The sequence below is a fragment of the Vreelandella zhuhanensis genome, assembly GCF_009793355.1.
Taxonomy (GTDB): Bacteria; Pseudomonadota; Gammaproteobacteria; order Pseudomonadales; family Halomonadaceae; genus Vreelandella; species Vreelandella zhuhanensis.
Map to the genome: position 1 here is coordinate 1 of NZ_WTKP01000021.1, position 1,141 is coordinate 1,141.

The 1,141-nt window shown below is 52.4% G+C and carries 2 protein-coding genes; both read right to left on the reverse strand.

Going from position 1 to position 1,141, the window contains the following annotated elements:
- Positions 1–822, reverse strand: an 822-nt coding sequence (locus tag GPM19_RS15165; protein WP_160419850.1) for an IS3 family transposase, incomplete at its 3' end; no start/stop codon positions are given.
- On the reverse strand, positions 780–1,076 hold the full coding sequence (locus GPM19_RS15170) for a transposase (protein ID WP_160419849.1): 297 nt from the start codon (positions 1,074–1,076) through the stop codon (positions 780–782). The genes GPM19_RS15165 and GPM19_RS15170, both read right to left, overlap by 43 nt.
- Positions 1,077–1,141 lie beyond the last annotated feature (65 nt).

Sequence of the window (1,141 nt, forward strand, 5' to 3'; positions counted from 1 at the left end):
CACTTCGATATATTCGAAGATGGTCTGCTTCGCTTCTCCTCGCGTTCTGAAGTCCTCGTGATAAACCAACTCGGTTTTCAGCGTGTGGAAGAAGCTCTCGGAAGGGGCGTTATCCCAACAATTCCCCTTTCGGCTCATACTGCATCTGAACTCATGCTGATTGAGCAGCTGCTGGAAGCTATCCGAGGCATACTGGCTACCACGGTCACTATGTACCAGTAAGCCAGCCGTCGGCCGGCGTTTCCAGATCGCCATATTCAGGGCATCGTTCACCAGGGCAGCCGGCATTCGGTGGCTCATTGACCACCCCACAACAGCGCGTGAGCAGAGGTCAATAAAGACTGCCAGGTATAGCCAGCCTTCCCTTGTCGGGATATACGTTATATCGCCCACATAGGCTTGATCCAGCTTCTCTGCCGAAAAGTGTCGATCCAGAAGGTTAGGGGCCACAGGCTTATCATGCTTCGAGTGGGTGGTGGCTTTGAACTTCCGTCGCGTCTTGCATTCAAGGCTTTCTTCCTTCATCAATCGAGCGATTCGGCGGCGGCTGATGGTTTCGCCATCTTCGGTCAGCTTCTTTTGAATACGCCGTGTCCCATAGGTTGCCCGGCTCTTTTGGTGATGGTGGCGAATTTTGGCCTTCAACGCCTTATCCTGCTGATCTCGCTGACTAGGTGGTCGTAATCGCCACTCGTAATAACCACTACGCGACACCTCAAGCACTCGGCACATCAGGGCAGTACTGAAGTTATCCTGATGAGCTTTGATAAAGGCGTACCTCAGAGAGATTCCTTGGCGAAGAAGGCGGCCGCCTTTTTTAATATGGCTCGCTCTTCTTTAAGCCGGGCGTTCTCTCGACGCAGCTGCTTCAGCTCATCGTAAAGATGTTGGCCTTCCTGCTTGGCGGAGCCTGAAGGCAGCTGCTCCTGATACTTATTGATCCAGGTATGCAGCGTATTGACGTTGATGCCCAGTTCACGGGCTGTCTGGGCGACAGACTGATCTGACTCTATCGCCAGTTTGACCGCGCCTTCTCTGAACTCGTCTGTATAGGAATTGGCTTTTTTCTGATTCATGACACACCTCTATTGGCAGGAGATTTTACCTGCGCCTGTGTGTCCGGGAAACTATAGCCACTTCA